The sequence below is a fragment of the Mycetocola sp. Y444 genome (assembly GCF_059445295.1).
Genome location: NZ_JCAIUB010000002.1, coordinates 853,223 through 878,065 on the forward strand (window position 1 = coordinate 853,223; position 24,843 = coordinate 878,065).

24 protein-coding genes are annotated in these 24,843 nt (G+C 65.7%); 17 read left to right on the plus strand and 7 right to left on the minus strand.

Translation table 11 applies throughout. The annotated features are described in order from the left end of the window. Nucleotides 1-176: 176 nt before the first annotated feature. From nusA to rbfA, 4 genes are all read left to right on the plus strand, one after another. Nucleotides 177-1,163: a transcription termination factor NusA gene (gene nusA / locus AC1C2M_RS10650; RefSeq protein ID WP_483405730.1), complete on the plus strand. Its 987-nt coding sequence runs from the start codon at nt 177-179 to the stop codon at nt 1,161-1,163. Nucleotides 1,164-1,270: 107 nt separating this feature from the next. Then, a complete protein-coding gene (locus AC1C2M_RS10655) occupies nt 1,271-1,531 on the plus strand; it encodes a YlxR family protein (protein WP_108390530.1) in 261 nt (86 codons plus the stop codon). A gap of 83 nt (nt 1,532-1,614) precedes the next feature. Next, nucleotides 1,615-4,446, plus strand: coding sequence for a translation initiation factor IF-2 (gene infB, locus AC1C2M_RS10660; protein WP_495432968.1), 2,832 nt, complete (start codon nt 1,615-1,617; stop codon nt 4,444-4,446). A gap of 98 nt (nt 4,447-4,544) precedes the next feature. Next, on the plus strand, nt 4,545-4,982 hold the full coding sequence (gene rbfA, locus AC1C2M_RS10665; protein ID WP_108390532.1) for a 30S ribosome-binding factor RbfA: 438 nt from the start codon (nt 4,545-4,547) through the stop codon (nt 4,980-4,982). Between the two features lie 44 nt (nt 4,983-5,026). Here rbfA and AC1C2M_RS10670 read toward each other — a convergent pair whose 3' ends face one another. Continuing rightward, nucleotides 5,027-5,899, minus strand: a complete 873-nt coding sequence (locus tag AC1C2M_RS10670; RefSeq protein ID WP_483405902.1) for an HhH-GPD family protein — start codon at nt 5,897-5,899, stop codon at nt 5,027-5,029. 137 nt (nt 5,900-6,036) lie between these two features. Here AC1C2M_RS10670 and AC1C2M_RS10675 point away from each other — a divergent pair, with 137 nt between their 5' ends. Further along, nucleotides 6,037-6,711 carry a nucleoside/nucleotide kinase family protein gene (locus AC1C2M_RS10675; protein WP_495432970.1) on the plus strand — a complete coding sequence of 225 codons (675 nt, stop codon included), beginning with the start codon at nt 6,037-6,039 and terminating at the stop codon, nt 6,709-6,711. A gap of 6 nt (nt 6,712-6,717) precedes the next feature. Here the strand turns inward: AC1C2M_RS10675 and AC1C2M_RS10680 are convergent, their stop codons facing one another. Continuing rightward, a complete protein-coding gene (locus AC1C2M_RS10680) occupies nt 6,718-7,767 on the minus strand; it encodes a ketopantoate reductase family protein (protein WP_495436361.1) in 1,050 nt (349 codons plus the stop codon). Between the two features lie 31 nt (nt 7,768-7,798). Between AC1C2M_RS10680 and truB the strand changes: the two genes are divergently transcribed. From truB to AC1C2M_RS10700, 4 genes are all read left to right on the plus strand, one after another. After that, entirely contained in the window at nt 7,799-8,839 is a 1,041-nt protein-coding gene (gene truB / locus AC1C2M_RS10685) for a tRNA pseudouridine(55) synthase TruB (RefSeq protein WP_495436505.1), read from the plus strand. Further along, entirely contained in the window at nt 8,836-9,204 is a 369-nt protein-coding gene (locus tag AC1C2M_RS10690; protein WP_483405734.1) for a hypothetical protein, read from the plus strand. Before truB ends, AC1C2M_RS10690 begins: the two co-directional genes overlap by 4 nt. Before the next feature lie 67 nt (nt 9,205-9,271). Next, on the plus strand, nt 9,272-9,736 hold the full coding sequence (locus AC1C2M_RS10695; RefSeq protein WP_495432972.1) for a hypothetical protein: 465 nt from the start codon (nt 9,272-9,274) through the stop codon (nt 9,734-9,736). Further along, on the plus strand, nt 9,733-10,662 hold the full coding sequence (locus AC1C2M_RS10700) for a bifunctional riboflavin kinase/FAD synthetase (protein ID WP_495433077.1): 930 nt from the start codon (nt 9,733-9,735) through the stop codon (nt 10,660-10,662). Before AC1C2M_RS10695 ends, AC1C2M_RS10700 begins: the two co-directional genes overlap by 4 nt. A 32-nt stretch (nt 10,663-10,694) precedes the next feature. Here AC1C2M_RS10700 and AC1C2M_RS10705 read toward each other — a convergent pair whose 3' ends face one another. Further along, nucleotides 10,695-11,372 carry a maleylpyruvate isomerase family mycothiol-dependent enzyme gene (locus tag AC1C2M_RS10705; RefSeq protein WP_495432973.1) on the minus strand — a complete coding sequence of 226 codons (678 nt, stop codon included), beginning with the start codon at nt 11,370-11,372 and terminating at the stop codon, nt 10,695-10,697. A gap of 66 nt (nt 11,373-11,438) precedes the next feature. Between AC1C2M_RS10705 and AC1C2M_RS10710 the strand changes: the two genes are divergently transcribed. The 5 genes from AC1C2M_RS10710 to AC1C2M_RS10730 all read left to right on the plus strand — a co-directional run bounded on the left by AC1C2M_RS10710 (nt 11,439) and on the right by AC1C2M_RS10730 (nt 17,333). Further along, a complete protein-coding gene (locus tag AC1C2M_RS10710) occupies nt 11,439-12,644 on the plus strand; it encodes an MFS transporter (protein WP_495433078.1) in 1,206 nt (401 codons plus the stop codon). 215 nt (nt 12,645-12,859) lie between these two features. Further along, nucleotides 12,860-13,816, plus strand: coding sequence for a sugar-binding transcriptional regulator (locus AC1C2M_RS10715; RefSeq protein ID WP_495432974.1), 957 nt, complete (start codon nt 12,860-12,862; stop codon nt 13,814-13,816). 86 nt (nt 13,817-13,902) lie between these two features. Next, entirely contained in the window at nt 13,903-14,913 is a 1,011-nt protein-coding gene (gene deoC, locus AC1C2M_RS10720) for a deoxyribose-phosphate aldolase (protein WP_483405738.1), read from the plus strand. A 9-nt stretch (nt 14,914-14,922) separates the two neighbouring features. Beyond that, a complete protein-coding gene (locus AC1C2M_RS10725; RefSeq protein ID WP_495436363.1) occupies nt 14,923-16,476 on the plus strand; it encodes an aldehyde dehydrogenase family protein in 1,554 nt (517 codons plus the stop codon). Next, nucleotides 16,473-17,333, plus strand: coding sequence for an aldehyde dehydrogenase family protein (locus AC1C2M_RS10730; RefSeq protein WP_495436365.1), 861 nt, complete (start codon nt 16,473-16,475; stop codon nt 17,331-17,333). The genes AC1C2M_RS10725 and AC1C2M_RS10730 overlap by 4 nt, the downstream gene beginning before the upstream one ends. A gap of 58 nt (nt 17,334-17,391) precedes the next feature. Here AC1C2M_RS10730 and AC1C2M_RS10735 read toward each other — a convergent pair whose 3' ends face one another. Genes AC1C2M_RS10735 through AC1C2M_RS10750 form a run of 4 tightly spaced genes read right to left on the minus strand, consistent with a single transcriptional unit; the run spans nt 17,392 to nt 19,224 of the window. After that, on the minus strand, nt 17,392-18,180 hold the full coding sequence (locus AC1C2M_RS10735) for an ABC transporter permease (protein ID WP_495436366.1): 789 nt from the start codon (nt 18,178-18,180) through the stop codon (nt 17,392-17,394). Next, entirely contained in the window at nt 18,177-18,638 is a 462-nt protein-coding gene (locus AC1C2M_RS10740; RefSeq protein WP_495436368.1) for an ATP-binding protein DrrA1-3 family domain-containing protein, read from the minus strand. The genes AC1C2M_RS10735 and AC1C2M_RS10740 overlap by 4 nt, the downstream gene beginning before the upstream one ends. After that, nucleotides 18,635-19,063, minus strand: coding sequence for an ATP-binding cassette domain-containing protein (locus AC1C2M_RS10745; RefSeq protein WP_495436370.1), 429 nt, complete (start codon nt 19,061-19,063; stop codon nt 18,635-18,637). The genes AC1C2M_RS10740 and AC1C2M_RS10745 overlap by 4 nt, the downstream gene beginning before the upstream one ends. Before the next feature lie 2 nt (nt 19,064-19,065). Further along, nucleotides 19,066-19,224 carry a hypothetical protein gene (locus tag AC1C2M_RS10750; protein WP_495436372.1) on the minus strand — a complete coding sequence of 53 codons (159 nt, stop codon included), beginning with the start codon at nt 19,222-19,224 and terminating at the stop codon, nt 19,066-19,068. 62 nt (nt 19,225-19,286) lie between these two features. Here AC1C2M_RS10750 and AC1C2M_RS10755 point away from each other — a divergent pair, with 62 nt between their 5' ends. The 3 genes from AC1C2M_RS10755 (at nt 19,287) to AC1C2M_RS10765 (ending at nt 24,841) form a co-directional block, all read left to right on the plus strand. Beyond that, a complete protein-coding gene (locus tag AC1C2M_RS10755; RefSeq protein WP_495436374.1) occupies nt 19,287-20,246 on the plus strand; it encodes a helix-turn-helix transcriptional regulator in 960 nt (319 codons plus the stop codon). Nucleotides 20,247-20,277: 31 nt separating this feature from the next. Next, nucleotides 20,278-22,506, plus strand: coding sequence for a heavy metal translocating P-type ATPase (locus tag AC1C2M_RS10760; RefSeq protein WP_495436375.1), 2,229 nt, complete (start codon nt 20,278-20,280; stop codon nt 22,504-22,506). Nucleotides 22,507-22,654: 148 nt separating this feature from the next. Next, a complete protein-coding gene (locus AC1C2M_RS10765) occupies nt 22,655-24,841 on the plus strand; it encodes a DEAD/DEAH box helicase (protein ID WP_483405745.1) in 2,187 nt (728 codons plus the stop codon). The last annotated feature ends 2 nt before the right edge of the window (nt 24,842-24,843 follow it).

Consider the following 24,843-nt stretch of genomic DNA (forward strand, 5'->3'; position numbering starts at 1 on the left):
ACAATCGCTTCGCTGTCACCGCTGTCACCGCTGTCACCGCTGCCACGGCTGTCACGGTTATCGCGACGGCAGGGCAGGCAGCCCCGTGGTGTTGGAAAGCGCGCGCGTCGGGTAAGTTGGAAGATCGATCCGCCAGTGCAGAAGTGGCGGTGGCAGCTGAATAGAGGAGTACCCCGGTGGACATCGATCTCAACGTACTGAAGATGATGGAGCGGGAGAAGGAAATCCCCCTCGGCGAACTCATCGGCATCATCGAACAGGCTATTCGTACCGCCTACATCAAGAGCCAGACCGAACCGGGTGAAGCAGAACCCGACGTCCGCGTCGAGCTGGACCGGAAGACCGGTCACGTCGCTGTCCTCATTCCTGAAAAGGACGAAGAGGGCAATATCATCGGCGAGGCCGAGTCGACCCCTGAGGACTTCGGCCGCATCGCTGCTTTCGCAGCGAAGCAGGTCATCAACCAGCGTCTGAGGGACCTCGCTGACGACGCGATCCTCGGCGAGTTCAAAGGCCGCGAAGGTGACATCGTCGCGGGTGTCGTGCAGCAGGGTCCCAACCCGCGCATGGTGCATATCGACCTCGGAACCATCGAAGCGATTATGCCGCCCGAAGAGCAGGTCCCCGGCGAGGAATACAAGCATGGTGCCCGCATCCGGGTCTACGTCACGAGCGTTGCCCGTGGAATGAAGGGCCCGCAGATCACCGTGTCTCGCACCCACCCGTCTCTCGTTCGCAAGCTTTTCGCGCTCGAGGTCCCTGAGATCGCATCCGGCGTCGTCGAGATCGTGTCGCTTGCCCGAGAAGCAGGTCACCGCACAAAGATCGCCGTGCGCGCCAACGACCCGAGCGTCAATGCCAAGGGTGCGTGCATCGGCGAGCTCGGACGACGGGTTCGCGCGGTGACGGAGGAACTCGGCACCGAGAAGATCGATATCGTCGACTACTCGCCGAACCTGGCTACGTTTGTCGCCAACGCGCTCTCGCCGGCGAAGGTCACGAGCACTTTCATGATCGACGAGTCCACCAAGGCTGTCAGGGCGCTCGTGCCCGACTACCAGCTGTCCCTCGCTATCGGCAAGGAAGGGCAGAACGCCCGCCTCGCCGCGAAGCTGACGGGCGCGAAGATCGACATCCAGCCGGACTCGATCCTCGAGGACTGAATACGCTGCTGACCGGATCAGCCGCCTGGTCGGGTCGAGAGGCCGAATTCTATCCTCGAGGCTCGACCACGCGCTGCCGGGCGTCTTCGAATTGAGGGAGTGCTAGGATGGAACCCGTTAGAACGTGCGTCGGATGCCGCGTACGTGCCGAGAGATCCTCCCTCGTGAGGGTCGTGGCCAGGGACTCACAGCTCGTGGTGGACACCACCGCGTCGCTGCCAGGCCGAGGCGCGTGGCTGCATCCGCAAATCCAGTGTTACCAACTCGCAGTGAAGCGGCGGGCCTTCGGGCGTGCCCTTCGTGAGCCGAGGTCCCTCGACACGGCAGCACTTGAAATTTCAGTACGAGAGAACAGGCTGAACGGCTAATGGACAACTAATGAGCGGCTCGAAATGAGACCCGTCCGTAAATAAAGGTCCGCCCTGTCTGGGTGGACCCAGACAGGAGAATAGTGGCTGGAAAACCACGCGTACACGAGATCGCATCTGAACTCGGTGTCGACAGCAAGGTAGCCCTTGCGAAACTGAAGGAACTGGGCGAATTCGTCAAGTCGCCCTCATCAACTATTGAACCCCCGGTTGCACGGAAGCTTCGTGCTGCCCTTGAAGCGGACGGCGCCAAGCCCTCCGCTCCTGACGCGGCAAAGGCCCCGGCCACCTCGGCGAAGCCGGGCTCACGCCCGACGCCCGCTCCGGCTAAGAAGCCTGCAGCCGCCGCTCCGGCACCGGCTGCGGAGCCCGCCGCGAAGACGGAAGCCCCTGCAACACCTGCAGCGCCTGCAGCACCGGCGCCAGCCGCAGAGGCAGCACCGGCCGCAGAAGCAGCACCGGCAGCATCCGCAACACCATCAGCAACGCCATCGCCCGCTGCTCCGGCAGCCGCGGAAGCGTCGGCTGACGCCGCGACCGGCTCTGCAGACAAGCCAGCAGCACCGGGTGGTCCTCGCCCAGGCGCACCTCGCCCGGGTAACAACCCGTTCGCGAGCGCACAGGGCATGGGCCAGCGCCCGGCAACACCGCGTCCGGGTAACAACCCGTTCGCAAGCGCGCAGGGCATGGGCCAGCGCCCCGCTCCGACCCCGAGCAACATTCCTCGCCCGCAGGCACCCCGACCCGGTTCGCCGCGTCCGGGCGCTCCGCGTCCCGGCGCTGCAGGTCAGCGTCCCGGCGGCGGCGGATTCCAGCGTCCCGGTGGCGCAGGTCGCCCCGCAGGTGGCGGATTCCAGCGCCCAGGCGCTCCCGCTGCCGGTGGATTCCAGCGTCCGGGTGGCGCTCCAGGTGCTCCAGGCTCGAACTTCGGCCCCAACCGCCCCGCAGGTGGCGGCGGTCGTGGCCGTGGCCCCGGTGGTGGAACCGCCGGTGCGTTCGGTCGTGGTGGCGGCAAGAGCAAGTCACGCAAGTCGAAGCGCGCCAAGAGGCAGGAATTCGAACTCAGGGAAGCTCCGTCGCTTGGTGGCGTGAGTGTTCCCCGCGGTGATGGAACGACCATCGTCCGTCTTCGCCGTGGAGCGTCCATCTCGGACTTCGCCGACAAGATCGACGCGAGCCCCGGAAACCTCGTCACCGTGCTGTTCCACCTCGGTGAAATGGCGACGGCTACCGAGTCCCTCGACGAGGCGACCTTCGGCATCCTCGGTGAAGAGCTCGGCTACCGGATCCTCATCGTTTCCCCCGAGGAAGAGGACCGCGAGCTTCTCGAAGGCTTCTCGATCGACCTCGACCAGGAGCTTGCAGACGAGACGGACGAAGATCTTGAGATCCGCCCGCCCGTCGTCACGGTCATGGGTCACGTCGACCACGGTAAGACCCGACTGCTCGACGCCATCCGTAACGCCAACGTCGTTGCGGGAGAAGCCGGCGGCATCACGCAGCACATCGGTGCGTACCAGGTCGTCGCTGAGCACGAGGGCGTCGAACGCCCCATCACCTTCATCGACACACCGGGCCACGAGGCGTTCACCGCCATGCGTGCCCGTGGTGCGCAGGTCACCGACATCGCGATCCTCGTGGTCGCGGCCGACGACGGCATCATGCCCCAGACGATTGAGGCACTCAACCACGCACAGGCAGCAAACGTGCCGATCGTGGTCGCAGTGAACAAGATCGATAAGGAAGACGCCAACCCGCAGAAGGTGCGCCAGCAGCTCACCGAATACGGACTCGTCGCCGAGGAATACGGTGGAGACGTCATGTTCGTCGACGTGTCAGCGCGCAACAACATCAACATCAAGGAACTCCTTGACGCTGTGCTGTTGACCGCAGACGCCGGCCTCGACATGCGCGCCAACCCGAACAAGGACGCCCGTGGTGTCGCGATCGAAGCGAAGCTCGACAAGGGACGCGGTGCTGTTGCGACAGTGCTCATCCAGTCGGGAACGCTCAAGGTCGGAGACCCGATCGTCGCCGGTACCGCTTACGGCCGTGTCCGTGCGATGGCAGACGAAAACGGCGACGCCGTCGAGTTCGCTACCCCGTCACGTCCGGTCCAGGTTCAGGGTCTGTCTTCGGTGCCCCGCGCCGGCGACACGTTCCTCGTCACTGACGATGACCGCACAGCACGTCAGATCGCTGAGAAGCGTGAAGCTGCTGAGCGCAACGCCCAGCTGGCCAAGTCCCGCAAGCGCATCAGCCTTGAGGACTTCACCCGCGCTCTCGAAGAGGGCAAGGTCGAATCGCTCAACCTCATCATCAAGGGTGACGTCTCCGGTGCCGTCGAGGCACTGGAAGAGTCGCTGCTCAAGATCGAGATTGACGACAGTGTCCAGCTGCGCATCATCCACCGCGGTGTCGGTGCGATCACCGAGTCGGACGTCAACCTGGCGACCATCGACAACGCGATCATCATCGGCTTCAACGTGCGCCCCGACCCGAAGGCTCGGGAACGTGCCGCCCGCGAAGGCGTCGACATCCGGTTCTACTCGGTTATCTACAACGCCATCGACGATGTGGAAGCAAGCCTCACCGGCATGCTCAAGCCCGAGTACGAAGAAGTCCAGTCCGGTGTCGCCGAGATCCGCGAGGTGTTCCGTTCCTCCAAGTTCGGCAACATCGCCGGTGTCATCGTTCGCTCGGGAACCATCACGAGGAACGCGAAAGCTCGCGTTATCCGCGACGGTGTTGTGCTCGGTGACAACCTCGCCATCGAATCGCTGCGTCGGTTCAAGGACGACGTCACCGAGGTTCGGACGGACTTCGAGGCTGGAATCGGCCTCGGCAAGTTCAACGACATCCAGATCGGTGACGAGATCGAGACGACAGAGATGAAAGAGAAGCCGCGCGTCTAGGCTCCTCTCGACTGCGGCAGCCTCTTTGGGGCTGCCGCAGTCGATTCCGTCCCTGTACAGGGACACAGGGACTGCAGGCAAGGCTGAAGGAGAAGATCATGGGCGAGAACCCACGAGCACGTAAACTGGCCGACCGTATCCAGGAAGTCATCGCCAAGCGCATCGAGCGTGGAATGCGTGACCCCCGGCTCGGATTCGTCACGATCACCGACGTCCGCGTCACGGGAGACCTCCAGCACGCGAGCGTGTTCTACACGGTCTACGGCTCTGACGAGGAACGGGCAGACTCAGCGGCCGCACTCGAGGCGGCCAAGGGCATGCTTCGAAGCGAAGTCGGCAAGAACATCACGGCACGGCTGACCCCGAGCCTCGAGTTCATCCACGACGCCCTCCCGGAGAACGCCAAGCACCTGGACGAGCTCCTCGCCAAGGCCCGCGAACGCGACTCATCGATCGAGGCACTCAAGTCCACGGCGACATACGCCGGCGACCCCGACCCGTACGTCAAACCACGGGTTGCTGACGACGACGAATAAACCGAACACACTAGAGCTTCGAGCAAAACGGGCTGTGTGCCGCCTCAGGGCAGCACATAGCCCGTTTGTGCGTTCACGGCCAGCCCGTCGGCGACGAGTCCAGCGAGTGCGCGTTCGCGCTGAACGGCATCCGGCCACAGGCTTTCGATCTCGGCCGGTGTGACGGGAACGTGCGCCGCACGCAACTCGGCCATGATCAGGCCACGGACGTGCCTGTCACTGCCTTCATACTTCTTCTGCACAGCCTTCCGTTTGCCCTCGTACGCCGGATAGCCCGCGAGACGCCAGGCGCAGGCATCAGCGATGGGGCACTCATCGCACTTCGGCGCCCTTGCCGTGCACACGATCGCACCGAGCTCCATCGCACCGGCGTTGAACACCCTCGCATCCTCGACGCTTTCCGGCAGCAGCCGCTCCATCGCGGCGAGGTCGCGGGCATTCGACGGGGGAGCGGGCTCCTGGTTACCGTCGATCGCGCGCGCGATCACGCGTCTGGTATTGGTGTCGACGACCGGATGCCTGTGGCCATACGCGAACACCGACACGGCTCGCGCGGTGTAATCACCGACCCCTGGCAGGGCGAGGAGATCGTCGACACCCTGCGGCACGATCCCATCGTGCCGCTCGGCGATCGTGACGGCAGCAGCGTGCAGCCAGAGAGCTCGGCGCGGGTAGCCGAGGTTCGCCCACGCCCGAACGGCTTCACCGGGCGGAACGCTCGCGAGCGCCCCCGGCGACGGCCAGCGCTCGAGCCACTCGGCAAGGCGGGGGATCACACGGGCGACGGGGGTCTGCTGCAGCATGAACTCAGACACCAGGATTCCCCACGCCGGGAACCCCGGCTCGCGCCACGGCAGGGCGCGGCCGCTCGTGGTGAACCAGTCGATGATCCGGTCAGACAGCACCGAGTCAGACAACTGGGCTGACAGCGGCGGGGACAGCACCGGGGCCGACGGCTGCGGGGCGGACGGCAGCGGCGCGGGACGCGGGGCGAGGGGAGTGTCAGACATACGTCCGTCAAGCGTATGCGGTCGGCCAGAGGTATTCTCGACTGATGAGTCTTGTTTCGACACCCAGGGTCGAGCTGTTGCGTGACCTGCGAGAAGAGATCACCCACAATTACCCCGCAGGCCGCACGATTGTGGCGGTGGACGGCATCCAGGGCTCCGGCACTGCGGCGTTCGCCGATGACCTCGCCGATGTGTTCCGTGAAGCGGACAGGGCCGCCTTCCGTGCCTCGATCGACGACTTCCACCGGCCGAGGGAGGAGCGATACGCGCGGGGACGGAACTCCGCTGAAGGTTACTACCATGACTCGTTCGACTACTCGCTGCTTCGCCGTGTGCTCATCGAGCCGTTCCGGTTGGCGGGAAGCACCGGATTCCAGCTCGCGGGTTTCGATGAGAAACGCAACACGGGTGAAGAGCTTCGATGGGTGACAGGACCAAAAGACGCCGTGCTCATCGTCGACGGTGTTTTCCTCCACCGGCCTGAGCTTCGCGGACTCTGGCACTATTCGATCTGGCTCGACGTGCCGTTCTCGGAGGCGTACCGGCGGCTGGCAGAGTCGCTCGGCGCAGATCCGGATCCTCAGGCCGCGTCCAACGCAAGGTACGTCGGTGGCCAGCAGCTCTACCAGCGAGAAGCGAACCCGCGCACCAGCGCGACCGCGGTGGTCAACAATTCTGTTGAAGCCAGTCCTGCCCGGGTCTTCCTGGACAGCTGCTGAGTCCGCTCACACGTGCGTGCGGGCCTCGGCACCGGACACAACGCTGGCCACAGCATCCGCCACCTGCCGCGGGGTGAAGAAGACCCCGGTCTTCTCGACCTCGTGCACGAGGGCCGTCAGTGATTCGTTGACCGGGGCGCGACGCCCGAGCGCGCGTGCCTGCCGCACGACTGCCCCGTTGAGGAAGTCGATCTCCGTGGGCTGGCCCCGCCTGATCGACTGCAGCGTCGAGCCGGGGTTGGGGACCGGTCCCATCCTGGCCGCGAAACGGGCGGGCAACGCCTGTCCGAGCGCGACGGGCAGCCGAGCGAAAAAGCGAAGCCTGAGGTCACCCAGACCCTGAATCGACCCGAAACGGATGCCGGTGGCAGCGCCGACGCGCACCGTCTCCCGCATGCTCCTCGTCATGATCATGCGAAGGGAACGATCGGCAACGACCTCCTGCACGCTCAAGCCAGTGATCGCCGGCAGGGCGTTGAGCCCGTTGACGAGGAGCTTCGTCCACTGCGCTCCCACGAAATTACCGATGGCCGTGAACCGCAACGCCTCACCGAGCTCGGCCTCGATCCGCCGGACCTCGGCGTCGGGCTGGCCAGTGCCCCTGCCGACGTGCGTCGTCGCCGGGGTGGTCACCCGCACGGCGCCCGGCTCCAGGTACGACGCCGCGACGATCGACAGCGCACCGATGCATGACGAGTCGACGAGTGTTTTCGCGACTGTGTCGACACCGTCGAGACCGTTCTGCACAACGATCACCGGTGTCCCGTTGATCGCCTGGCCGTGTTCGGCGAGAGCGGATGCTGTGTCCTGCGCTTTGACGGCGATGAACGCGAGGTCAAAGTCCCCACCGGGCATTTCGGGGGTCGTGAGATGCGGGACGGCGACGAGCTTCGTTGTGTCCCACTCGCCGAACCCGCCGCTCAGATGAATTCCGCTCGCGCTGACCGCCTCGAGCTGCGCTCCGCGGGCGACCAGCGTGACCTCGTGGCCGGCCCGGTCGAGAAGTGCCGCGAAGGTGGAGCCGAGGGCTCCAGCTCCGATCACGGCAACACGCATGCCTTCAGCCTACGGTGCCGCGTGTGGGAAGATGGTCTGTCGCCCGCAAGGCACGAAAGGACCATCTGTGCACTCCGGCATCCTCCTCGTTGACAAGCCGCAATCGATCACGAGCCACGACGTCGTCGCGCGCACCCGGAGACTCGCGGGCACCCGTCGGGTCGGACACGCGGGCACCCTCGACCCGATGGCGACCGGTCTCCTGATCCTCGGCATCAACTCATCCACCCGCCTTCTCACCTACCTCGTCGGGCAGGACAAGGAATACCTCGCGACGATCAGGCTCGGGATCTCCACGACGACGGATGACGCCGAGGGCGAACCGGTCGAGCGGGCGGATCCGGATGCCGTTTCCCGCGTCACCGACGCTGCGATCGCGTCAGCGGTCGCCGACCTCACCGGAAGTATCTCCCAGGTTCCGTCGAGCGTCAGCGCCATCAAGGTCGACGGTAAGCGGGCATACGCACTCGTCCGTGCCGGTGAAACCGTCGAGCTCAAGTCCCGCCCGGTCACCGTCTCACGCTTCGACGTTCTTAACCGAACGGACGGCGAGGGCATCGTGGACCTCGAGGTCCGCGTCGAATGCTCCTCGGGAACCTACATCCGCGCCCTGGCCAGAGACCTCGGTACAGCCCTCGGCGTCGGCGGTCACCTCACAAGCCTCCGGCGCACACGCATCGGGCCATTCAGTGTCGACAACGCTCCCCGCCTCGACCAACTCGACGTCGCAGCGAGCCTCATCGGCCCGGCGGAGGCGGCATCCGTTCTCTTTCCCCGCATCGCTCTCACCGAGCAGCAGGCCATCGACCTGGGGCACGGCAAGAAGGTCCCCGCCGCTGAGCTCGCATTGTCCGGGCCCCTCGGCTCCGATTCACTCGCCGCCGCTGTCGCCCCTGACGGACGGCTGGTCGGACTCGTGAAGATCGCGGGGGATGTCGCGAAGAGCGCCGTCAACTTCCCGGCCGATGCAGTGGCACCTCCGAAGGACGCTCAGGCAACATCCGACGCGACGGCTGAAACGACGGCTGCGCCGGCGGCTCAGGCAACAGGCGACGGGGAAACCCGGGCATGATCGAGTGGTTTACCTGGCTGCAGGTGGCTGTAGCGGTTGGGGCTGGCCTGCTCTGTGTGATTCTCGGATTCGCCGGCAAAAAACCGAGTGACCTCACCCTGGGCTCGCTCGCGCTCGTGGAACTCCTCCTCATCGCCCAGCTCGTCGTGGCCATCGTCGCACCGTTCACGGGCAACGAACCGGTCGGAAGCGTCCTCGAGTTCTACACCTATCTCGTTTCGGCGATTCTGTTGCCGGCCGCAGCGGGCTTCTGGGCTTTGGTGGACCGCAGCAAGTGGAGCACTGTGATCCTCGGCGTCGTCGCACTAGCGATCGCGGTGATGGTCTACCGGATGCAGCAGATCTGGACGACGCTCCCGTTCTGAGCCCCACAGAGGCGTTCTGAGCCTCGCTGAGGACTGCCTGCCCAACGCGAATAGAATTAGCGGTGTCATGACATCACACAACGAACAAGTCTCAAACGGGACCGGGGCGGCCCTCGCGCCCCGACGGAGTATCTCAGGCATCGGCCGCGTTCTCGTTGTCGTCTACGGGATCCTCGCTCTCGGGGCGACGGGCCGTTCATTCGTGCAGATCGCCGAGCGGTTCGGTGACGCGCCGCTCGCGTACTCGCTGTCGGCACTCGCCGCCGTGGTCTACATCGTTGCGACAATTGCGCTCATTCGCAGCGGGTCAGGGTGGTATCGGATCGCCTGGCTGACCATCGGATTCGAGCTGCTCGGTGTCCTGACGATCGGGACGCTCAGTGTGCTCGAACCCCAGTTGTTCCCCGAAGCGACAGTGTGGTCGTACTTCGGCGCTGGGTACCTCTTCATTCCACTGGTGCTTCCTCCGCTCGGAATGTGGTGGCTCGCGAGCCACAGGCCCGCCCGCCGTTCGACGGTTGCGGCAGCGTGATCACGTTCCGGCGGGTCAGCGACATCCCGGCAGGTTTTGGCCCGACCGCTGTCACCATCGGCAAATTCGACGGGGTACACGGGGGTCACCGCGCGGTGATCGAGCGGCTGAAACAGGCCGCAGGTGAACGCGGACTCAACTCGGTCGTCGTCACGTTCGACCGGCATCCGCTTGCCCTGCTCGCCCCCGAAAAGGCACCGCCCGTCCTGGTAAGCAACGAACAGAAGCTCGACCTCCTCGCTGAAACCGGAATCGATGCGGCGCTGCTGCTGCCGTTCGACCGGGAATTCTCGTGGCTCAGCCCCGAAGAGTTCGTCACGACGGTGCTTACCGATGGCCTCAAGGCGAAGCTCGTGCTCGTTGGCAACGACTTCAGGTTCGGCCACAGGGGCGCGGGCGATGTCGCCATGCTTCGCGAACTGGGTGCCAGACACGGGTTCGACGTGGAGACCATCCCCGACGTTGCTCCCGACGATGGCAGGCGGGTGTCGTCCACCTGGATCCGTGAGCTGCTCGCGGAGGGGCGGGTGGCTGAGGCCTCCCGCCTGCTCGGACACGACCCCGCCGTTCGCGGAGTCGTCGTGCACGGGGCCAAGCGCGGACGTGAACTCGGGTACCCGACGGCCAACCTTTCGCCGGACTCGGACGGCCTGATCCCCGCGGACGGTGTTTACGCCGGCTGGCTGCGCGTGGGCTCACGACGGTTCCCCGCCGCGATTTCGGTTGGCAACAACCCGACGTTCGACGGTGTGCCGCAGAAGCAGGTCGAAGCGTACGTGCTCGACGAGGACATCGACCTGTACGACCAGGTCGTCGAGGTGCAGTTCGTCGACCGCATCCGCGGCCAGGTCGCCTTCACCGGCATCGATCCGCTCATCGTGCAGATGGCAGACGACGTCGAGCGGGTCAGGCTACTGCTTTCCTGACGGCCGGGTGAGCCCGGTGGGCTCTGGTGCGCTCAGGCAAGCCCTGGCGTCGGAGCGGGTGCCAGAAGGCGTTCCCGTCCCGGCGGCTGCATGGCCTTGCGGCCGTTGAGGAACAGAATGACGCTCGCGGCATCCGCGATGATCTCCGATCCGTGCCCGATCTTCCACCCGGCGTCCTCTGCGACGAGAGTTCGGTGCCTGATCACGGCGCGCACTCGCCGCGGTGCCTTCAGCGCGCTGGCCGTCGCCACCCGGTGGGTCGTCGCCGGTGCGAATGGGAGCCGAATCTCCAGGGGGTGCAGGGCGTCGTAGCCGTGCACGACGACCTCGAGAAGTTCGCCGGCGTTCGTGCGTCCGTGTCCCTGTGCTTTCTCGGCGGCGATCGCACGCAACTCCCGGCGCAACTCGTCTGTGCCGCCCGAGTCGGCGATCCCGCGTGCGATGTCGTCGAACGACTCCATCGGGTTTGCGTGGTGCCCGGCGACGGACGCCCGGACAATGTCGCCCGCCAGTCGCATCGATGGCGTGCCGATCCGCCAGACCAGATGCGCGATGGTGTCCTTGACGCTCCAGCCCTCGCAGAGACTCGGGCTCGCCCACTGCACCGCGGTGAGGGTATCGAGGCCGTCGCCCACAACGGCAAGAGCTTCCGCAATCTCGATTCCCCTGGAGGGCGTTGACGGTTCCTGGCGTGATCGGGAGGCAGACATGAGTACAGGTTACGCGCGGCGGGCGTCGTCGGTCGAGAAGCGCACCGCCCATACACTTGGACCGTGATGTCGAACGCGAACCGTCCGCTGCTCGCCGGCAGGACGCTCGCGTTCATCGGCCTTATCCTCGTCGCCGCAAACCTCAGGACCGCGGTCGGGGCGCTGTCGCCCATCATCGGCCGCATCTCGGAGGACCTTCCTCTCGACCCTCTCGTCGTCGGCCTGCTCGGTGCGATGCCGCCGGTGTGCTTCGCGCTCTTCGGGATCATCACCCCGGCCCTCGTCCGCCGCAGTCGGCTCGAGCTCGTACTCATCCTCGCGCTCGCCGCGATTCTCGTGGGGCATCTGATCCGAGGTATCGCCGGTGACGTCCTGACGTTCGTGATCGGCAGCGCGGTGACCTTCGCCGGACTCGGCCTCGGCAACGTACTTCTGCCACCGATCGTGAAGAAGTATTTCCCCGACCGGATCGCACTGATGACGACGGTGTACGTCACAATGTTGTCCGTTTCGACACTCATCCCACCGCTGATCGCCGTTCCCGTCGCCGACAGCGCAGGGTGGCGGATCTCCCTCGCCATGTGGGCAGGGGTGACCGTCGTAGCCCTCGTTCCGTGGCTCGTGCTCAACCTCCATGCCAGGCGTACCCCGCCGTCACCGCGCATCGAACCCGCACGGACCGAGGTGGTTGGCCGGCTCTGGCGTTCTCCGCTGGCCTGGTCGCTGGCCGTCATCTTTGGCCTCTCGTCACTCAATGCGTATGCGATGTTCGCGTGGTTGCCGAGTCTTCTCCACGACATCGTCGGTGTGAGCGATGCAACAGCCGGAGTGTGGCTGTCGGTCTTCGCCTTCATGGGTTTTCCGGCCGGGCTGCTGATTCCGATCCTCGCCGTACGTATGAGAAACGTCGCACTCCTGGTCTATGTGGCGATCGGATGCCTCGTGGCCGGTTATGCGGGACTCCTGATCGTTCCCACCGTCGCGCCTCTCTTCTGGGTGGTGCTTATCGGTCTTGGGCCGCTCCTGTTCCCGCTCGCACTGGTGCTCATCAACCTGCGGACAAGGACCCATGACGGGGCAATAGCCCTGTCGAGTTTCGTGCAGGGCGTCGGCTATGTCCTCGGGGCGCTTGGCCCGCTTGTCGTCGGCATTACGCACGATGTGACCGACGGCTGGACCGTTCCGCTTGTGATCCTGATCGCTGTCGCGTTCATCGGCGTCTTCGCCGGGGCGATCGTGGCCAGGGACCGCAGCATCGAGGACGGCGCGTGACCGCACCGGCGTGATCTGCACCAGCGGGACCTGCACTGGCGTCGTTCCCAGCACCCAACATCCGCCGGGGTAATCCCCGCATCGTGCTCATATGAGCAGAAACCCCTACCTGTGTTGTTTTGAGCACTGTCGGGATTTAGTCTGGGGTTGGCGGGCTGGCAGGGTCCGTGGCGGGAGGGTCCGTGCCGGCAGAGCAACGAACGTCAGGGGAAGCGGTGGAAACCATCGACAACGACGAGCTGCTCTCCATCCGCGCGGCCGAGCTGTACTACGACGAGAACAAGACTCAGGACGAAGTCGGCGCGATTCTCAAGCTCACCAGATGGAAGGTCGGGCGGCTGCTCGCCTCCGCCAAGGAAAAGGGCTTCATCCGCATCGAGATCGTCCACCCCCGGGCGCGCAAGCTGACGCTCGAGCGCAGCCTTCGCGAACGCTTTGGACTCGACGACGCCATAGTCGTCCCCGCGGCGGGGACGAACAGCGCCGACGATCTCCGCGCACGCGCCGCTCAAGCCGCAGCCGACTATCTCGCGAGCCTCCGCCCCGTACCCAGGGTCCTCGGCGTGAGCTGGGGTCGAACCCTCCATGACGTTGCCGAACACCTCAGTGACGGCTGGGCCACCGGCGTGAACGTCGTGCAGATCAACGGCGGGGTGAGCGTGAACCAGCGAGCGGGCACAGCGGCAGCCACGGCGTTCGAGATCGCCCGCAAGGCCTCCGGTCAGGCCACACTGCTCCCGAGCCCGGCCATCCTGGAGCGGCTCGAGACCAAACGATCCATCGAGGCCGATCGCACGGTCGGGGGAGTGCTCGCGATGGCGGCTGACGCAGCCGCGTACCTCTACAGCGCCGGCGTGGCCGGCCACGACTCCGCGCTCGTCGACAGCGGGTACCTGACACCGAACGACGTGGACGAACTCGTGCGCCGAGGTGCTGTCGGCGATGTCGTCGGGCGCTACATCGACGCGGCCGGCATGATCGTCGACCCGTCGCTCGACGAGCGAACTGTCGGCCTGAGCCTTGCCACGCTGCGCAGTGCGGCGACGAGCATCGCGGTGATCGCCGGCGCTGGCAAGATCGCCGTCGCGCGCGCCGTCGTCACGAGCGGCCTGTGTACCGTGCTCGTCACCGACGAGGCGACAGCGCTCGCCCTGCTCGACGCCGGCAGCTGACGCTCTTACGCACCAGGCGCTGTGCCCCCGGCACAGTGCCCCAAGACTTCTCGACCTGAACACACTTTATGCAGGAGGATCCACGCATGACCGAAACCAGACAGGCTGTTGTTCCGCGAGCAACAGCCCTCGAGCTCTTCGACGGGCCGATGACCGATGCGAATCTCCGTCGCTACCTCGAGGGAATTCCCGGGGTCGACGCTGTCGGCCTCGAGCAGCGCGCTGCGGGACTCGGCACACGCTCGATCAAGACCAGCTCCAAGAAGTGGGCCCTCGACACAACCATCGGGCTCATCGACCTCACAACACTCGAGGGTGCCGATACTCCCGGGAAGGTGCGTTCTCTCGTCGCGAAGGCGATCACCCCGGACGCCTCAGATCCGTCGACGCCCCGGGTTGCCGCTGTGTGTGTCTACGGAGACATGGTGCCGTATGCCGTTGAGGCGCTTGGCTCGCACCACGCTCGCGGTACCGACTCCGGAATCAATGTCGCCGCTGTCGCAACCGCATTCCCGTCCGGCCGCGCGTCGCTCGCCATCAAGCTCAGCGATACAGCGGATGCCGTCGACGCAGGCGCCGATGAAATCGACATGGTCATCGACAGGGGTGCGTTCCTCTCCGGTCGTTACGGCCAGGTGTTCGACGAGATCGTAGCCGTCAAGGAAGCCTGCCGGCGCTCAGACGGCAGCTACGCGCACCTCAAGGTGATCCTCGAGACCGGAGAGCTCAACACCTACGACAACGTTCGCCGGGCATCGTGGCTCGCCATCCTCGCCGGTGGCGATTTCATCAAGACGTCCACGGGCAAGGTGGCTCCGGCGGCGACGCTTCCGGTCACCCTCCTCATGCTCGAAGTGGTGCGCGACTGGCACCGCCTCACCGGCGAGAAAATCGGCGTCAAGCCGGCTGGCGGCATCCGCACGTCGAAGGACGCCATCAAGTACCTCGTCACCGTTGCCGAAACCGTCGGTGAGGAATGGCTGCAACCGCACCTCTTCCGCTTCGGCGCGTCGAGCCTGCTCAATGACGTTCTGCTCCAGCGGCAGAAGATGTCCACGGGGCACTACTCCGGCGCCGACTACGTCACAATCGATTAAGGATTTTCAATGAGTTTTCTGGACTACGCACCGGCCCCCGAGTCGACGGCGATCCTCAACCTGAAGAGTGAATACGGCCTCTTCATCAACGGCGAGTTCGTGAGCGGAAGCGGCACCCCGTTCACGACGATCTCACCGGCGACCGAAAAGACAATCACCACTCTCGCTTCTGCCGACGACTCTGATGTCGATCGAGCGGTCGCGGCCGCTCGTGCCGCGTACGACAACGTCTGGTCACGGATGTCGGGCGCAGACAGGGGCAAGTACCTGTTCCGCATCGCGCGGCTCGTCCAGGAGCGGGCTCGTGAACTCGCCGTTGCTGAAAGCCTCGACAACGGCAAGCCGATCAAGGAGAGCCGCGACGTCGACGTGCCACTCGTTGCAGCGTGGTTCTTCTACTACGCGGGCTGGGCGGACAAGCTCGATCACGCCGGTGTCGGACCCAACCCCGCATCGCTCGGGGTCGCCGGCCAGATCATTCCGTGGAACTTTCCGCTGCTCATGCTCGCCTGGAAGATCGCCCCTGCGCTCGCCGCGGGCAATACCGTCGTGCTGAAGCCAGCCGAGACCACCTCGCTCACCGCGTTGCTGTTCGCCGAGATCCTGCAGCAGGCAGACCTGCCAGCCGGTGTCGTCAACATCATTACCGGCGCCGGTTCGACCGGGTCAGCCCTGGTTAACCACCCCGACGTGAACAAGATCGCGTTCACCGGATCGACGAACGTCGGCCGCGGCATCGCCCGCGCAATCGCCGGAACCGACAAGCGCGTCACTCTCGAACTCGGTGGAAAGGCCGCCAACATCGTCTTCGACGATGCGCCGATCGACCAGGCCATCGAGGGCATCGTCAACGGCATCTTCTTCAACCAGGGTCACGTCTGCTGCGCGGGCTCACGGCTCCTCGTGCAGGAGAACATTCACGACGAGGTCGTCGACCGGCTCAAGGAGAGGCTGTCGACCCTGCGTCTCGGCGACCCGCTCGACAAGAACACCGACATCGGTGCCGTCAACTCGGCCGCGCAGCTCGATCGGATCCGCACATTGACCGATGTGGGGGAGGCCGAGGGCGCCGAACGGTGGAGCCCCGACTGCGTGCTTCCGTCTGAGGGCTTCTGGTTCGCGCCGACGATCTTCACCAACGTCTCGACGAGCCACAGGATCGCCCGCGAGGAGATCTTCGGACCGGTGCTGAGCGTAATGACGTTCCGTACCCCCGCCGAAGCGATCGCCAAGGCGAACAACACGCCGTACGGTCTTTCCGCCGGCATCTGGAGCGACAAGGGCAGCCGCATCCTCGCTGTCGCGGACAAGCTCCGTGCCGGGGTGATCTGGGCGAACACCTTCAACAAGTTCGACCCGGCGAGCCCGTTCGGCGGGTACAAGGAATCCGGTTACGGCCGAGAGGGCGGACGACACGGGCTCGGTGCCTACCTCAAGCCCGCCGGTTCGGCCCGCCAGGTCACGTCGGCTCCCGCCGCCGACCTCACCACAACTGCCGCAGCATCCGATGCAACGCTTACAACGGATGCTACGGATGCAACGACACAGAAGGGCACCAAATGAGCCGCCTCGCCGTTCCCAAGACCTACAAGCTCTACATCGGCGGGAAGTTCCCCCGTTCGGAGTCCGGCCGCACCTACGAGGTGACCTCGAAAGACGGCGTCTTCCTCGCCAACGCCGCGAAAGCATCCCGCAAGGATGCCCGCGACGCCGTCGTTGCCGCACGCAGCGCGCTGTCCGGCTGGTCAGGCGCGACACCGTACAACCGCGGCCAGGTGCTCTACCGCATCGCGGAACTGCTCGAGGGGCGCCGCGTGCAGTTCATCGACGAGATCGAGCAATCCGAGGGCGTCTCGACCGAGGCCGCGACCGCTCAGGTCGACGAAGCCATCGACCGCTGGGTCTGGTACGCCGGGTGGGCTGACAAGTACGTTCAGGTCGCCGGAAACGCCAACCCGGTCTCTGGCCCGTACTTCAACCTCTCGGTTCCTGAGCCCACCGGAGTCGTGGCGATTGTTGCTCCGCAGGACACATCGCTTCTCGGTTTGGTCAGCGTGGTGGCCCCGGCGCTTGTCGCAGGCAACACCGTCGTCGTGATCGCGTCAGAGGCGCTGCCGCTCTCGGCGATCAGCCTCTCCGAGGTACTCGCGACCAGCGACGTCCCCGGTGGTGTCGTCAACATCCTCACGGGCTCGCCCGCCGAGATCACCCCGTGGCTCGCGTCGCACGCCGACGTCAACGCGCTCGACCTCACCGGTGCGGGAGACCTCGACTGGATCGATCTCGAGATCGCCGCTGCGGAGACGCTCATGCGGGTGCTTCGACCCGAGAACGGTTCGGATGCCGGGGCGCCGAGCCTCGACCGGATCACGGCGCTGACCGAGACGAAGACCGTCTGGCACACCAAGAGCCTGATCTAGTCTCAGCGCAAAGCAAGCAGGGCCGCTCCGAAAGGGGCGGCCCTGCTTCATTGGATGCCTAGTGGCTCTTCTTCATCGCGGTGATGCCGACCCAGAGTCCGACAGCCGCGAGCGCAAGAGCCGCAGCGAACCCACCGAACACGACAGGCACTCCGAGGTCACCGGCGAGTAACGCCCGACTGGCACCGACGATGTGGCTGATCGGATTGACCGACGCGGCCACTCGCATCCACTCGGGTCCCTGTTCAAGGGGAAGCAGCATCCCGGACAGGATCATCAGCGGGAAGATCAGCGCCTGCTGTACGACCCAGAACATCCAGTCGGACTTCCGGCTCGCGAGGGCGAGCGCGTAGCTGAGCGCTCCGAGACCAATGCCGAAGATGGCGAGCAGAACGAGCGTCAGGAGCATTCCCGGGATGCCGGGCCGGAACCCGAACGGAATGGTCACGAGCGCGATGACCGCGACCTGCACCGTGATGGGCACCATTTCTTTGAGCGCCCGCCCGATGAGGAGTGACGAGCGGGCGATGGGGGCGACGAGCGTGCGTTCGTGCGAGCCCGTCTGCATCTCATACAGCAGGTTCGATCCAGTCGCGCTCGCGCCGAAGAGGGCGACCATGACGAGGATGCCGGGCACAAACCAGGCGAGGACCTCGGGAGCGGGGTCTCCCGATGACCCGATGAGCAGCGGCCCGAACAGCCCGAGGAAGATGACGGGCTGCACCAGGCTGAAGATGAGTGAGAACGGATCGTGCAGGATCGGTTGGAGTTCCCTCCAGAGCACGTTCCAGGTGTCGCGCGGAAGGTGTGTCTCGCGGGCGGTGCGTGTTGCTGTGAGAGCGGTCATGATCGAACCTCTGCGTTCTCGAGTGGGGGAGTCGTGGAGTTGGGCGAGTCGGCGGAGTCGGGGCTGAATGCGCTGTCATCGCGGAGGCTTCGGCCGGTGAGGGCGAGGAAGACGTCATCGAGCGTTGGCTGCCGGAGGGCCGCCGTGTGCACGGAAATGCCCGCGGCGTCGAGGTCACGCAAAAGACGCGGAAGGACTTCGTCACCGCGCTCGAGGGTGATCTCGAGCACTCGCTCGTCATGCGCTGCCCGGTCAAGCCGGGCGGTCGGGAGCGACGCTGAGACGAGATCGGCTGTTCGCGCGGCATCGGCGGCAGAGCCGAGCCCGATGCTCAGAACGTCCCCGGCCAACCGGGATTTGAGTGCCGGAGCCGTGTCGTCGGCGATCATCCGTCCCGAGTCCATCACCATGACCCGTTCGGCGAACTGGTCCGCCTCCTCGAGATAGTGGGTGGTCACAAGATCGTGGTGCCATGCTGGCGTCGCAGGGTCAGGATGTGCTGCCAGAGATTGGCGCGACTCTGCGGATCCAGTCCCGTCGAGGGTTCGTCGAGGAACAGTAACTCGGGGGAGTGCACGAGTCCGAGAGCGATGTCGAGTCGGCGTTTCTGGCCACCGGACAAGCCGAGCACCGGTCTCTTCTCCAGGCCGCCGAGTCCGAGTGATTCGATGAGCTCGTCGGCCCGCTCCGCCGTTGCCGTTCTCGGCATGCCATAGAAGGCTCCCTGGTTGAGCAGTTCGTCCCGCACCCGGTGGTTGTGGCCGGCGCTGTTGCCCTGGCCGATGTATCCGATGCGCGACCGCACCCGGGAACTCTGGGTGGAGATGTCGAACCCGGCAACGGTTGCTGTGCCCCTCGTCGGCGGCAGCAGGGTCGTCAGCATCCTCAGGCTCGTCGACTTGCCCGCGCCGTTCGCCCGAGGAATGCGACGAGTTCACCGCGTTCGACGTCGATCGTGAGGTCGGTCACCGCGGCGGTGATGTTCTTCTTCACGGTGAACTCTTTGCTGAGCCCCCGTGCGCTAATCATGATGTCTCGTGTCATGACACCGAGACTAAAAGCGAATGCGGCCACTTTCTGTCCTGATAAACGTCGACAATGAGACTATGTCAGCAACCACGTCTCGGGCTCTTGAGCTTCTCGCCCTCCTGCAGACCCACCGGCACTGGCCAAGCTCCGATCTCATCCAGCGCCTCGGGGTGACGGCGCGCACCCTCCGCCGCGATATCGACAGGCTGCGTGCTCTCGGCTATCGGGTGACAGCGACGCGGGGGTCAATCGGCGGCTATCAGCTTGAGGCCGGCCCGGAACTCCCGCCCCTGTTGCTCACCGACGAGGAAGCCGTCGCCATGGCGATCGGGCTGCGGGCGTATGCAACCGAGGGCATTGCCGGCGGCGAAGTCACGGCGCTGACCGCGCTCGCCAAACTCGAGCACCTGCTCCCGGCCGAGCTGCGCAGGCGGGTGAACGCGCTGTCGGCTCATGTGCAGCCTCTCCGCCGCGACACCCCGCAGGTTTCGGCCGAACTCCTCGGCCAGCTCGCCCTGGTGTGCCGCGATCGGGACCGCATCCGGTTTCACTATGAAGCGCGTGATGGCTCACAGACCGACCGGCTCGTCGAGCCGCACTCGATAGTGTCGTCGTCCCGCCACTGGTTTCTCGTGGCCTGGGATGTCACCCGGGCAGACTGGCGCACATTCCGCATCGACAGGATCAGCAGGTTCTTCGACACCCGTGTACGGTTCGACGCTCGTGAGCTCCCCGCCGAAGACGCCGCCGAGTTCATTCAGGTCGCGGTTTCGCAGCTGGCCGAACCTCGACTGTACGCCGACGTCGTGATGGACCTTCCCCTGGAGCAGATGCGCGCCCGGTTCGGGCCCTGGTCGGACGGAGCCGAAGCGGTTGACGACGCCCATACCCGCTGGCCTATCGGCGGTGGGTCGTTCGAAGAGCTGATCAGTGCGCTCGCCTGGGTTGAGCGCGGCGTCGAGTACCGGATCGAGGGAAATGACGAGTTTGCTGAGTTTGTCCGGGAAGCGGCGACGCGGATGCTGCGGGCAACTTGAACGCAATACCCCCTAGGGGTACCGTGGAAGAGTGAAGACCGCAACGCTCGAAATTTCGGGGATGACCTGTGCCAGTTGCGTCGCTCGCGTGGAAAAACGCCTGTCCCGGCTGGACGGCGTGACCGCCGAGGTCAACCTCGCCACGGAGCGAGCCAGCGTCCACTTTCCGGCCACGGTGTCCGCCGAGCAGCTGGTCACGGCGGTTGAGTCCGCCGGCTACGGGGCCACGCTGGTGCCAGAGCGTCCGCTCGCCGAGCCTGCCGCCCGCGCGGAGCCGGCATCCCTTCGCACCAGGCTTATCGTGAGCGCTGTCCTCACGCTTCCCGTCGTGGTGCTGGCGATGGTTCCGGCCTGGCAGTTCGTGAACTGGCAGTGGGTGTCGCTCGCGCTCGCCGCCCCGGTTGTGATCTGGGGCGGATACCCCTTCCATCGGGCGACCTGGCTGAACCTCCGCCATGGCACGCTCACCATGGACACCCTCATCACGCTCGGCACAGGGGCCGCATTCCTCTGGTCGCTCTGGGCGCTGTTCTTCGGCATGGCTGGAATGCCCGGAGCGACGCACGAGTTCAGCCTGTTCACCCCGGACGCCGACCCGTCGGGAACCATCTATCTCGAGGTGGCCGCCGGAGTCACCGTCTTCCTTCTCCTCGGTCGGTACATCGAGCAGCGCTCTCGGCGTGCGGCAGGGCACGCGCTCCGGTCACTGCTCGAACTGGGAGCGAAAGATGTGACGGTGCTGCGTTCCGGACCGTCCGGATCGCAGGAATCCACGATCCCGGTCGGCGAACTCACGACCGGCGATCGGTTTGTCGTCCGTCCCGGTGAGACGATCGCCACGGACGGCATCGTCGAGTCCGGCTCTGCCGCCGTCGATGTCAGCATGCTCACGGGAGAATCGGTCCCCGTCGAGGTGGCGCCGGGCGACGCGGTGACCGGTGGCACGATCGCCGGCGGTGGGCGGCTCATCGTCCGGGCGACCCGGGTCGGAAGCGAGACGCGGCTCGCCCAGATGGCGCGCCTCGTCGAAGCCGCCCAGCTGGGAAAGGGGCAGGCCCAGCGGCTGGCCGACCGGATCTCGGCGGTCTTCGTACCCATCGTCATCGCCCTCGCCGTTGCTGTGTTCGCGGGGTGGGTGCTCGCCGGTAACCCGCTCTCGTCGGGATTCACCGCCGCGGTTGCCGTGCTCATCATCGCGTGCCCCTGCGCCCTCGGCCTCGCCACCCCCGTTGCACTTCTCGTCGGCACCAGTCGCGGTGCGCAGTCGGGCATTCTCATCACAGGCCCTGAAGCGCTCGAGCGGGCGCGCCGAATCGACACGGTCGTGCTCGACAAGACGGGCACGGTCACGACCGGAACCATGACGCTGACCCGTGTGACCGCGACCGACGAAACCGCGCTCGGTCGTGCGGCGTCGCTCGAAGCCGCGTCGGAGCATCCGATCGCCCGGGCCATCGTCGCCGGGGCAGTGGACCTCGTGGGCACCGATGGACATCGTGCGGTGGCGCCGGCGGTGTCCGACTTCCGGAGCGCAGCGGGACTCGGCGTGACGGGAACGGTTGACGGCTCCGAGGTCGTCGTCGGACGGCCTGCCTTTGCCGCCGAACACGGTTGCACTGTGCCCGATGGGCTTGCGGATGCCATCACCGCGGCGGAATCTGCGGGATCGACAGCCGTTGTGGTCGGCTGGGATGGCGAAATTCGAGGCGTGCTTGAGGTGGCCGACACGGTCAAGCCGGGAGCGCGTTCCGCCGTCGAGCGCCTGCGCCGGCTCGGACTCAGCATCGTCCTGCTGACCGGTGACAATGAGCGCGCCGCCCGGGTCGTCGCCGGTGAGGTCGGTATCGATCGTGTCGTCGCGGGCGTGCTCCCCGAACAAAAGGTCGACGAGATCCGGCGCATCCAGGGCGATGGCCACAGTGTTGCGATGGTCGGCGATGGCGTGAACGACGCGGCAGCGCTCGCGACGGCTGACCTCGGTATCGCGATGGGTTCCGGGACGGATGCCGCGATCTCGGCGTCAGACATCACGCTCGTCCGCTCCGACCTCGGAAGCGTTGCCGACGCCGTCGAGTTGTCGCGAAAAACGCTCGCCATCATCCGCGGCAACCTGTTCTGGGCCTTCGCCTACAACGTCGCTGCGCTCCCGCTCGCCGCTTTCGGGCTGCTCAACCCGATCATCGCCGGCGCCGCCATGGCGTTCTCGAGCGTATTCGTGGTGCTCAACAGTCTCAGACTGCGCTCATTCACACCACGCTGACCTCTTCCATGGCGTAGAATGAGCGAGCGCCCGCCGTGTGGGGTGTGCCGATCCGCAATGAACATCTTCGCGTCGATTGGTCACGTAATCGGCGCCCGCTGTCTCGGCCACCGGCATCCGCCTGGCCATTCGACTGCTCAGGAGGAGCATGCCGCACACCGGTACACGCCGCAGTTCTGGCCGACAGGCCACCCGCGGATCTTCATCGCGCGCATCATCGTCGCGCGGTTCATCGTCACGACACGATGACGAATCCCCGATCATCCCCATCCTCGCCCGCAAGGTGCGCGAGGTTGAAGCGAAGGCGCAGAAGGGCAAGGTCGGGCCAACGAACCGGACCAAGTTCCAGGTCATCGCGTTCCTGGTTCGTGAGGAACGGGCAAAGGTCAAAGCCGACACCACCCTCAGCGACAGCACGCGAGCGGAACTGCTGAAGCGACTCGACGGTGTTGCGACCATTCTTGCGAAGACCGCCGCGCGCGACACCTCGCTCATCACGCTGCTCGAAGCGGATGCCGCCACCACGCCGGTTGCGCAGAAGTTGCGTCGCGACTGGCTGCTCGAGTCCGGCGCTGAGCTGAGCCCCGACGAGCTGATCATCACCACAACGAAGCCGGTGCTTGAGCCCGTAGTTCCCGCCGAACTCGCGGAGAAGCAGGTCATCCCGCAGTCCGTGAAGTCGCGGCTGATGGCCAATCCGTTCCTCGCCCCGGTCCTCGACCAGCCGGAGGTGAAGCAGCCCGTTCGCGGCCGGCTCTCCAACTGGGAGCTGATGGGCCCGCTGTACAAGGCGTTCGAACAGGGCTCAGGCGGGCGAGCCGCGAGTATGGAACTTCCCGAGGCGCCGAAGATCGACAGGCTTTCTCCCAAGGGTCGCGAGATCATGCGGCACCAGGCCCGATTCGTTGAAGCGGTCCGGGAGGGTCACCGCACCTTCCTGCTCGCCGATGAGCCCGGGCTCGGCAAGACCGCGCAGTCGATCCTCGCCGCCAGCGTCGCCGACGCGTGGCCGCTGCTCGCCGTCGTCCCCAACGTCGTGAAGATGAACTGGGCACGAGAGGTCGAGCGCTGGGCGCCCAACCGCCGCGCAACGGTCATCCACGGTGACGGTCGCGACCTCGATGCGTTCGCCGATGTCGTCATCGTCAACTACGAAGTGCTCGACCGTCACCTCGCCTGGCTGGGAACCCTCGGGTTCAAGGGCATGGTCGTCGACGAGGCGCACTTCATCAAGAACCTGCACTCGCAGCGTTCACAGCACGTGCTGTCGCTCGCGTCGCGTATCCGCAAGCTCACACCGGGCGGCAACCCGCTGATGCTCGCGCTCACCGGTACGCCGCTCATCAACGATGTCGAGGACTTCAATGCCATCTGGCAGTTCCTCGGCTGGGTCGATGGCGACAAGCCCGCGCCCGAACTCATGGCGAAGCTCGAGGAGACCGGACTCACCCCGGCCGACCGCGACTTCTACCCCGAGGCTCGCAGTGCCGTCATCGACATGGGCATCGTCCGTCGTCGCAAGATCGACGTCGCCAAGGACCTGCCGTCGAAGATGATCGCCGACCTTCCCGTCGAACTCGACGACGACCTCGGGCGTTCCATCCGCGACGCCGAGCGCGAACTCGGCGCCCGGCTGCTTGCAAAGTACCGTCGCATCATCGAGGCACGCGGGGAACGCGCGTCGCTGGCCGGAGAACCGGACACCGACATCATGCGTCTCGTCGCCCAGGGCGAACTCGACGAGTCCAAGGCGTCTGGGGGAGCGGAGAACGTCTTCACCATGGTGCGCAAGATCGGCCAGGCGAAAGCAGTGCTCGCGGCCGATTACACGGCGCAGCTGGCTCACTCGGTGGGCAAGGTCGTCTTCTTCGCCAAGCACATCGACGTCATGGACACAGCGGAGCAGGTCTTCGCCGGCCGCGGCATCCGTACGGTGTCGATCCGTGGAGACCAGTCGACTCCGGCCCGCCAGGCCGCGATCGATGCCTTCAACAACGACCCGGACGTGGCCGTTGCTGTCTGTTCGCTCACCGCTGCGGGAGTGGGACTCAACCTGCAGGCCGCGTCGAACGTCGTTCTTGCCGAGCTCAGCTGGACCGCTGCGGAGCAGACGCAGGCGATCGACCGCGTTCACCGCATCGGCCAGGACGAGCCGGTGACGGCGTGGCGGATCATCGCTGCTCACACTATCGACGCGAAGATCGCCGAGCTCATCGACAGCAAGCAGGGCCTCGCGGCTCGGGCGCTCGACGGCAGCGACCAGGAGATCACGACGAGCGATTCCGTCCAGCTCAACGCTCTCGTCGCGCTGCTGCGCGACGCGCTGGCGGCGTAATC

What these genes read in the sequence shown, in the direction of transcription:
- AC1C2M_RS10655 (WP_108390530.1), top strand. Translation starts at nt 1,271, where the DNA reads ATGGAACCCGTTAGAACGTGCGTCGGATGCCGCGTACGTGCCGAGAGA.
- rbfA (WP_108390532.1), top strand. Translation starts at nt 4,545, where the DNA reads ATGGGCGAGAACCCACGAGCACGTAAACTGGCCGACCGTATCCAGGAA.
- AC1C2M_RS10675 (WP_495432970.1), top strand. Translation starts at nt 6,037, where the DNA reads ATGAGTCTTGTTTCGACACCCAGGGTCGAGCTGTTGCGTGACCTGCGA.
- AC1C2M_RS10680 (WP_495436361.1), bottom strand. Translation starts at nt 7,767, where the DNA reads ATGCGTGTTGCCGTGATCGGAGCTGGAGCCCTCGGCTCCACCTTCGCG.
- truB (WP_495436505.1), top strand. Translation starts at nt 7,799, where the DNA reads ATGGTCTGTCGCCCGCAAGGCACGAAAGGACCATCTGTGCACTCCGGC.
- AC1C2M_RS10690 (WP_483405734.1), top strand. Translation starts at nt 8,836, where the DNA reads ATGATCGAGTGGTTTACCTGGCTGCAGGTGGCTGTAGCGGTTGGGGCT.
- AC1C2M_RS10695 (WP_495432972.1), top strand. Translation starts at nt 9,272, where the DNA reads ATGACATCACACAACGAACAAGTCTCAAACGGGACCGGGGCGGCCCTC.
- AC1C2M_RS10705 (WP_495432973.1), bottom strand. Translation starts at nt 11,372, where the DNA reads ATGTCTGCCTCCCGATCACGCCAGGAACCGTCAACGCCCTCCAGGGGA.
- AC1C2M_RS10710 (WP_495433078.1), top strand. Translation starts at nt 11,439, where the DNA reads ATGTCGAACGCGAACCGTCCGCTGCTCGCCGGCAGGACGCTCGCGTTC.
- deoC (WP_483405738.1), top strand. Translation starts at nt 13,903, where the DNA reads ATGACCGAAACCAGACAGGCTGTTGTTCCGCGAGCAACAGCCCTCGAG.
- AC1C2M_RS10725 (WP_495436363.1), top strand. Translation starts at nt 14,923, where the DNA reads ATGAGTTTTCTGGACTACGCACCGGCCCCCGAGTCGACGGCGATCCTC.
- AC1C2M_RS10730 (WP_495436365.1), top strand. Translation starts at nt 16,473, where the DNA reads ATGAGCCGCCTCGCCGTTCCCAAGACCTACAAGCTCTACATCGGCGGG.
- AC1C2M_RS10735 (WP_495436366.1), bottom strand. Translation starts at nt 18,180, where the DNA reads ATGACCGCTCTCACAGCAACACGCACCGCCCGCGAGACACACCTTCCG.
- AC1C2M_RS10745 (WP_495436370.1), bottom strand. Translation starts at nt 19,063, where the DNA reads ATGCTGACGACCCTGCTGCCGCCGACGAGGGGCACAGCAACCGTTGCC.
- AC1C2M_RS10750 (WP_495436372.1), bottom strand. Translation starts at nt 19,224, where the DNA reads ATGACACGAGACATCATGATTAGCGCACGGGGGCTCAGCAAAGAGTTC.
- AC1C2M_RS10755 (WP_495436374.1), top strand. Translation starts at nt 19,287, where the DNA reads ATGTCAGCAACCACGTCTCGGGCTCTTGAGCTTCTCGCCCTCCTGCAG.
- AC1C2M_RS10765 (WP_483405745.1), top strand. Translation starts at nt 22,655, where the DNA reads ATGCCGCACACCGGTACACGCCGCAGTTCTGGCCGACAGGCCACCCGC.